We start from the raw sequence: 7,639 nt of genomic DNA, 5'->3' as shown, positions 1-7,639 counted from the left end.
TCAACCTATTTCAGGACGGGACACTATAAATTAGTCTCTTTGCTTACGGTGTTTTTTACCCATACGCTTTTGCATTTTTGCAAACTTTTCTTGCTGCTCTGCGTTAAGTACCTGCATTACTTGATGCTGTGTTTTTAGCTTAATTAAGCCAAACTCAGTGCCTTTTTCGTGGCGTGCAGCTAATAGCTCTTTTGCAGCGTTTTCGTCAAATGTTGGTGCGCTAAGTAAAGCATCCATTTTCTCTTTTTGAGCCTTGCGCTGTGCTTTACGGGCTTCTTTATCATTGCCGCGCAGTGCTTTCATCTGTGTTTTTTGCGCTTCAAAAATAGCTTCAAGCTTAGTTTGCTGTTCTTGCGTTAAATCAAGCTTGTCGGCACCGCGCTCAGATAATAAAAAACGCGCTTGAGAATGGCCTTGCTTATCGTGCATGCTGCCTTTTGCTAATACGCTACCGGCGCCAAGTGTAGCCGTTGCTAGACCACAAATAAGTACTAATTTTGAAAGTGTATTTACTTTAGTCATAATCATCACCTTAATATTGGATGGATTGAATTTGGTTGTGGCTGCTTAGCCAGTGAGTTAACTATACCTCTTGCAACGCAAAGTAACGCAAAGCAGTGTAAAGGTTGTGTAAAGATTCACTTTTGCACAATTTAAGAAGTAAAATAACTATATAGAAATTGCCTAAGGGTTTGAAATGAAGCTATTAATGATTGATGACGACACAGGTTTGTGCGAACTACTTACTGAATATTTAGCCGCGCAAGGCTTTGACGTACAAAGCGTTCACGATGGCGAGCAAGGCTTAAAGCTTGCTCTATCAAATGACTACGCGCTGATATTGCTTGATGTCATGCTCCCCACCCTTGATGGCTTTGAAGTACTTAAACAACTTAGGCAAACAAAGCTAACACCGGTTATTATGCTCACTGCAAAAGGCGAAGACTTTGATCGCATTTTTGGCTTAGAGCTTGGCGCAGACGATTACATACCCAAACCCTTTAATCACCGCGAGTTACTTGCCCGAGTAAAAGCCATTACCCGTCGTATAGAGCACATAAATAGCCTAAACGTTGCAACGCCTAGCAAAATGAATATAAATGGCATTACGGTTAATTTGGCAGCCCGAGAAGCCGCTATTAACGAGCACACCCTCACGCTTACTGGCACAGAATACGAAGTACTGGTGTTATTAATTAAAAATGCCGGCGAAGTTGTCAGTAAAGAGCAAATAAGTGAAGAAGTGCTAGGCAGGCGCTTAGCTTCGTTCGACCGCTCAATTGATATGCACGTTAGCAATATTCGTAAAAAAATAGCTGAGCATATTCAAGGCGAGCGAATAAAAACAATGCGAGGAACAGGTTATGTCTTCATCCAAGGTGAGTAATAAACATTACTTTGCATGGCTAAAGCACCCTCGGCATTATTTATTTTTTAAAATATTTATTTGGTTTTGGCTAACAATAACAGGCACGGTGGCTGCGCTTATATTCTTAAGCAATATTACGGCAATTAATGCAGTAAGCACCGAGCCTTTGCGTGGGCCAATGAAAAAAAACCTAATTTATACTGCCAAAAGTATTGAGCGAAGTGCCACTAAACACAAGCGCACCCTTGCTGATGTTTTGTCGCACCCTAGGCTTTCAAAACGAAAAATTTTATTTTTAGGCGCGGCACAACCCGAAGACGCATTAAGCAATAAAGACATCCCCGCTGAAATAGATTTAAACTTACTTAGCTTTAGTCAAAACTTGGCGCCACAGGTCATTTTTACCGAAAAATACCAAGCTTTCGGCCCTGTTAATATTAACGTGCCAGAGGGGCAGTTTTACCTCTACGAAATAGACATTAACCACCAACCTCCTTTGCTCATGCGCTTTAAGTTAATGCCAAATTGGATGAAAGTACTCGTGGCTATTTTTGCTTCTTTAATCCTGAGTTTTATTTTTAGCCGCAATTTAATCGCCCCAATTAACAGCCTTAAAAAAGCAGCTATAAAGCTTTCATCTGGCGATTTATCAGCGCGAGTTGCCATACCTGCAAGCAGAAAAGACGAGTTAGGAGTACTTGGGCGCGACTTTAACAGCATGGCTAATCAGCTTGAGCAACTTATTAGTGCTCAAAAGCGCTTACTGGCTGATATATCTCATGAGTTACGCTCCCCGCTTACGCGTTTAAAAATGGCAACAGGCCTTGCACAAATGCAAGCCAACGAGGCAAGCCAATCGTATTTATTACGTATAGAAAAAGAAGCAAACCAGCTTGATAAAATGATTGCTGACGTGCTGCAAGTGTCGCGTTTAGAAGCGCAAAGCCAAACTCTGTCACTGCAAAAGCAATCGTTAAAAGATATAGTAGAGCACGTATTAAACGATGCGCAGTTTGAAGCCAAGCAAAATACTAAAACACTTACTTTTAGTGGCAATGCCGATGTAATGCTAAGCTGCGATGAATCATTAATTGCCAGCGCACTCGAAAACCTATTACGTAACGCAATAAAATACGCGCACAGCAACATTAGCTTTAACGTACACTACAACAGCCAAATCTATATAGAGATTTGCGACGATGGCCCTGGCGTTCCAAATGAGCAACTTAGCAAGCTTTGTGAGCCCTTTTTTAGGCAATCTGACGCTCGCGACAGAGTAAGTGGCGGCACAGGGCTTGGCTTAGCTATCGCTAAAAATGCTATTATTGCCCACGGCGGTAGTTTAGCGCTATCTAATAAAGAAAAAGGCGGGCTTTGTGCCAATATCACCCTGCCACTAATTAAAGAGTAAGCATGTTTTACAGTACCGAATCAGCGCTTGAAAGTAACCAAGCACGCATTAATCACTTTTACGAAAATGTACTTAATAAAAACTATTTTAATGCATCTGAAGGTAAACTGTTTTTTGCTTACGCAGTGCCAGAAACAGCTAACACTGCCATAGTAATTAGCTCTGGGCGCATAGAAGGGCTTGAAAAATACAAAGAGCTGCTGTGGGAGCTTTACACTAATAACTATGCGGTATTTATAGCCGACCACCAAGGGCAAGGTCGCTCGTATCGACCGTTAAAAAATAAGCACAAGGGGTATGTAAAACGCTTTAGTGACTACAGTGCCGACTTAGATTTATTTAACCAGCATATTGTAAATAAGCATTGGCAAGGCAAAAAAATATTATTAGCCCACTCCATGGGCGGCGCTATAGCGTACGATTATTTTGCAAATTACCCGCATACTTTCAGCGGTGCGTTTTTATCAGCGCCCATGTTTGATATTTACACTAAAGGTATTCCTAAACCGGTGGCTAAATTTATAGCCCGCGCCGCCTCAAAGCTCGGTTTTGGCTACAGTTATGCGCTAGGGCAAAACGATTACAACCCAGAAGAATTTGCGCTTAATACCTTAACCAGCAGCCAAGTGCGGTACAACCTATTTAGGCTCACTTATCAACAACAGCCTCTTTTACAGTTAGGCGGCGTTACATATGGTTGGTTAAATGCAAGCTTTGCTTTTATGTCTGCCGTGGATACCCACACAATCAACCTCCCTATTTTTATTGCCAGCGCACAAAACGATGAAGTGGTTGATAACAACGCGCAACAAAAGCTCGTAAATAGGCTCCCTAACGCCGAGCTGAAAAGCTTTGCAGGGGCTAAGCACGAGCTATTGTTTGAACGCGACGTAATTAGAAAACCTGTGCTTATGCGCTTGTATCAGTTTTGTTCTTCGTTTGATACTTAGGTACCACGGAGAGCGGATCTAGATGAATTAAAATATCAACCTCAGAGTCAAAGCGCTCGGCAAGCGCCTTTTCTACATCGTCAGCCACATTGTGGGCACGTATTAAACTTAAATGGTCATCAAGCTCTAAGTGCATTTGCATAAACTTAATTTTACCGCCTTGGCGAGTGCGGATATCATGTACACCGTGTACATCTTTATGTGCGTTAGCAATATCTAAAATACTTTGCTTTTCATCATCTGGGAGTTCTTTATCCATAAGATGATCGGCACTCTCACACGCAATATCCCAACTGTTATAAAGTAAGTAACCGGCAACGCCTATGGCAAACAGCGGATCTGCGTATAACACCCCATAGTACGAGAGCAAAATAGCAAGTAATACCGCCGCATTTAAAATTAAATCCCCTTTGTAATGCACCGAGTCTGCTTTAATAGCGATGGATTCGGTATGCTTAACCACTTTTATCTGAAAAAACACAATCACTAACGTACAAGCAATAGCAAATATACTCACCCACACACCTAACAGTGAATGACTAAGCACAATGGGGTTAAATAATCGCTCAATACCGTGAAACGCCAATAAGCACCCCGACCCTGCTATAAACGCAGCCTGACCAAGTCCGGCTAGGGCTTCTGCTTTGCCGTGGCCAAAACGGTGATCGTCATCTGCTGGGCGCAGTGCATACCCTAGCACTAAAAAGCTCATGGCCGTGGCGGTAATATCCATTAATGAGTCGGTTAATGAGCCAAGCATAGAAGCTGAACCCGATGCCAACCACGCCCAGGTTTTAGCGGCTATCATTAAGCTAACCATAACCATGGTAACTATGCTTGATGTTTTAACCCAAAATTCGTAACTACGGTGATGCACGTTAATATTCACTACTTGCGGTATTCAATGGCGCGAGTATATCATTTTTTTTACCGGTTTCGTGTATACTGCCACTCGTCAAATTATAGATTAATAGAAAGGCGCATTATGCTGGATATCGTTTTATATCAACCTGAAATTCCACCAAATACAGGAAATATCATACGCTTGTGTGCAAACACAGGTTACTCATTGCATTTAATTGAGCCATTAGGTTTTGAGTGGGACGATAAGCGAGTAAAACGTGCCGGGCTAGATTACCACGAGTTTAGTAACGTACAGCGCCATGCCTCGTTTGAAGCCTACCTTGAAAAGTGCCAACCTAAAAAAGTGTATGCATGCACTACTAAAGGCAGCCAGTTTCATCACGAAGCCAGTTATGAAGCCGGTGATTGCTTGGTATTTGGGCCAGAAACTCGCGGTCTCCCCGATGAGATGATTCAAGCGCTACCTAACGATCAGCGTGTGCGCATTCCTATGCAGCCCAATAGCCGTAGTATGAACTTATCTAACGCTGTGGCGGTATTCGTTTATGAATCATGGCGCCAGCTAGGCTTTCCTAACGCGCAATAAACACCTTGTACCAAATAATAAAAAAAACCGACATAGCGTCGGTTTTTTTAATAGCACAGCATGTTCATGCTTTTAATAAAGTGAGCATTATATGCTCATTTATTCGGCGCGCTGCTCTCGGCCTAATAGCGCCATGGCGGCTTCTTTCATATCTTTATTTTCATAAAGTACTTTATAAATTTGCTCAGTAATAGGCATTTCTACACCCGCGCGTTGTGCTAATAAATACACTTCTTTTGTGTTTCTAAAGCCTTCAACAACTTGCCCGATAGACTCAATAGCAGCATCAACCCCTTCACCTTTACCTAATGCCAAACCAAAGCGACGGTTGCGCGATTGATTATCGGTACATGTTAAGATTAAATCGCCAAGTCCAGCCATCCCCATAAAGGTTTCTTGCTTTGCACCTAAGGCACACCCTAAGCGCGTTAGCTCAGCTAAGCCGCGAGTGATCAGTGCAGTACGTGCATTAGCACCAAAGCCCACCCCATCAGACATACCAGCACCAATGGCTATTACGTTTTTAACCGCGCCACCTAACTGAATGCCAATAAAGTCATCGTTGTTATACACGCGGAACGAGCGCCCACAATGGAGTAAATCTGCAAGTTGTTGCGCAAACTCCGTTGAGGTAGACGACACCGATATAGCAGTAGGTAGCCCCATTGCCATTTCTTTTGCAAAGGTTGGGCCTGATAAAACCGCAAGCGGCATCTCATCACCTAGTTCCTGCAGGGCAACCTCTTGTAACAAGCGACCAGTATTTGGCTCAAGCCCTTTTGTTGCCCACGCAACTTGCGCACCTTCAACCAGCGCAAGTTTAATTTGCTGCAATGTATCTGCAAAGGCATGGCTTGGCACAACCACAAGTACAATGGCACTGCTGGCTACGGCTTGTTGTAAATCGGCTTGTAATAAAAGAGTGTCGGGGAATGGTACATCAGGAAGGTAACGTTGATTTTTCCGCTCAGCTGCAAGCGTGGCAACGTCGTCGCTATTGCGACCCCAAAGTGTCACTTGGTGACCATTTCGGGCTAAGCAAATAGCAAGAGCGGTGCCGTAAGACCCCGCTCCTAATACAGTAACAGCTGAAGTTGCTGTACTCATAAATTATGCGTCTGCTGAAACCTGCTCAGCTTGCGCAGTACGTTGTTGCATGTATTGTGCAAATAACGCATCAAAGTTCACTGGCGCAAGGTTAAGCTGTGGGAAAGTACCACGGTTAACAAGATTAGATACGGCTTCACGCGCGTATGGGAATAACACGTTAGGGCAGTATGCACCTAGCATATGTGCTAGTTGTACTTCTTCAAGCTCACCAACTGTAAAAATACCGGCTTGCTGAATTTCACATAAAAACGCAGTTTCTTCACCAATAGAAGCAGTAACCGTTAGTGCTAAAACCACTTCAAACACACCTTCGTCTAGCTTATTAGAGCGCGTGTCTAGGTCTAGCTTAACTTCTGGCGTCCATTCTTTTTGAAAAATCGCAGGCGAGTTAGGCGTTTCAAACGATACATCTTTAGTGTAAATACGTTGAATAGTAAATTGTGCGCCACCTTCTTGTGCTGCTGCGTTTTGATTTTCTTCGTTCATTGTGCTTCCTACGTGTTAGTTTTTATAATTAAAATTAAGCATTTAGCTTAGCGTCAAGTTTACCTTGCGCTTCAATAGCCATCATGTCGTCGCAGCCACCGATATGTTCATCATTAATAAAAATTTGCGGTACTGTGCTTGCACCACCTGCTTTAGCAATCATTTCATCGCGAAGCTCTGGTTGAACACCAATATCAATATTTGTGTACTCAACGCCTTTACTGTTTAAAAGTGCAAGAGCACGTTGGCAAAATGGACAGTACGCTTTGGTGTATAAAACAACATTACTCATAATAAATCCTCTATCGGTACTACTAAACTGATTAGCGACCTGTTGTAGTTGGAAGGCTGGCAGATTGCCACGACCCCATACCACCTGATAATACATAAACCGATTCAAAGCCTGCTTTATGCATTGCATTAGCAATACCTTGAGCAGTCATGCCTGTGGCACATACTAGTATAATGGGTTTGCTCTTGTGCTTTTCAAGGCTTGAAAAGTCAGATTGTTTTGCTTTTTCAGGGCTTAAGTGTTCAGCACCCGCAATACGACCTGCGTTAAATTCTTTTTGAGCACGAATATCAACTACTTTGCCATCTTCACGATTAATAAGAAGTGTTAATTGCTGTGGGTTTATTTCTCTCACTGCTGAAAACTTGCTCTTTATCCAGCCGCTTACAATAAGAAATACAAGACCAACCCAAGCTAGGCTTAAAATAGGATGATTTGTAATAAATTCAATATATTGATCCATTCTACTTCCACTATGAAATTATGTTCTAAACCTAGGGCGTGTTGGCCTTTGTGGATTGAAATTTGTTCAATCTAGGGGCGATTAAATCGCGGCGCGAGATTTGTAACC

10 protein-coding genes are annotated in these 7,639 nt (G+C 42.7%); 4 read left to right on the top strand and 6 right to left on the bottom strand.

From position 1 onward, the window contains the following. Positions 1 to 30 precede the first annotated feature (30 nt). Complete coding sequence (locus B4F91_RS04930; RefSeq protein ID WP_121638018.1) at positions 31 to 522, bottom strand: Spy/CpxP family protein refolding chaperone; 492 nt, start codon at positions 520 to 522, stop codon at positions 31 to 33. 175 nt (positions 523 to 697) lie between these two features. Between B4F91_RS04930 and B4F91_RS04925 the strand changes: the two genes are divergently transcribed. Genes B4F91_RS04925 through B4F91_RS04915 form a run of 3 tightly spaced genes read left to right on the top strand, consistent with a single transcriptional unit; the run spans position 698 to position 3,730 of the window. Further along, complete coding sequence (locus B4F91_RS04925) at positions 698 to 1,387, top strand: response regulator (protein WP_004588608.1); 690 nt, start codon at positions 698 to 700, stop codon at positions 1,385 to 1,387. Then, the gene (locus B4F91_RS04920; protein WP_286938776.1) at positions 1,365 to 2,780 is read left to right on the top strand and encodes an ATP-binding protein; all 1,416 of its coding nucleotides are present in this window, start codon (positions 1,365 to 1,367) and stop codon (positions 2,778 to 2,780) included. Before B4F91_RS04925 ends, B4F91_RS04920 begins: the two co-directional genes overlap by 23 nt. A gap of 2 nt (positions 2,781 to 2,782) precedes the next feature. Continuing rightward, complete coding sequence (locus tag B4F91_RS04915; protein ID WP_286938775.1) at positions 2,783 to 3,730, top strand: alpha/beta fold hydrolase; 948 nt, start codon at positions 2,783 to 2,785, stop codon at positions 3,728 to 3,730. Here the strand turns inward: B4F91_RS04915 and B4F91_RS04910 are convergent. After that, positions 3,690 to 4,607 (bottom strand): cation diffusion facilitator family transporter, encoded by a 918-nt coding sequence (locus tag B4F91_RS04910; RefSeq protein WP_029773365.1) that lies wholly within the window; start codon positions 4,605 to 4,607, stop codon positions 3,690 to 3,692. The genes B4F91_RS04915 and B4F91_RS04910 overlap by 41 nt on opposite strands. Before the next feature lie 108 nt (positions 4,608 to 4,715). On the opposite strand from B4F91_RS04910, the gene trmL reads away from it, so the two are divergent. Beyond that, positions 4,716 to 5,180: a tRNA (uridine(34)/cytosine(34)/5-carboxymethylaminomethyluridine(34)-2'-O)-methyltransferase TrmL gene (trmL, locus tag B4F91_RS04905; RefSeq protein WP_029773366.1), complete on the top strand. Its 465-nt coding sequence runs from the start codon at positions 4,716 to 4,718 to the stop codon at positions 5,178 to 5,180. 99 nt (positions 5,181 to 5,279) lie between these two features. Here the strand turns inward: trmL and gpsA are convergent, their stop codons facing one another. The 4 genes from gpsA to B4F91_RS04885 are packed head-to-tail and all read right to left on the bottom strand — an operon-like array spanning position 5,280 to position 7,531. Beyond that, positions 5,280 to 6,287: an NAD(P)H-dependent glycerol-3-phosphate dehydrogenase gene (gpsA, locus tag B4F91_RS04900; protein ID WP_286938773.1), complete on the bottom strand. Its 1,008-nt coding sequence runs from the start codon at positions 6,285 to 6,287 to the stop codon at positions 5,280 to 5,282. Between the two features lie 3 nt (positions 6,288 to 6,290). Next, a complete protein-coding gene (secB, locus tag B4F91_RS04895) occupies positions 6,291 to 6,776 on the bottom strand; it encodes a protein-export chaperone SecB (RefSeq protein ID WP_004588614.1) in 486 nt (161 codons plus the stop codon). Positions 6,777 to 6,810: 34 nt separating this feature from the next. Then, complete coding sequence (grxC, locus tag B4F91_RS04890; RefSeq protein ID WP_004588615.1) at positions 6,811 to 7,068, bottom strand: glutaredoxin 3; 258 nt, start codon at positions 7,066 to 7,068, stop codon at positions 6,811 to 6,813. Positions 7,069 to 7,099: 31 nt separating this feature from the next. Next, entirely contained in the window at positions 7,100 to 7,531 is a 432-nt protein-coding gene (locus B4F91_RS04885) for a rhodanese-like domain-containing protein (RefSeq protein ID WP_004588616.1), read from the bottom strand. Positions 7,532 to 7,639: the final 108 nt, after the last annotated feature.

The sequence above is a fragment of the Pseudoalteromonas sp. UBA6610 genome (assembly GCF_002433295.1).
Taxonomy (GTDB): domain Bacteria; phylum Pseudomonadota; class Gammaproteobacteria; order Enterobacterales; family Alteromonadaceae; genus Pseudoalteromonas; species Pseudoalteromonas atlantica.
Note: the sequence above shows the minus strand (reverse complement) of the source record. Positions and strands in the feature narration are given on the sequence as shown.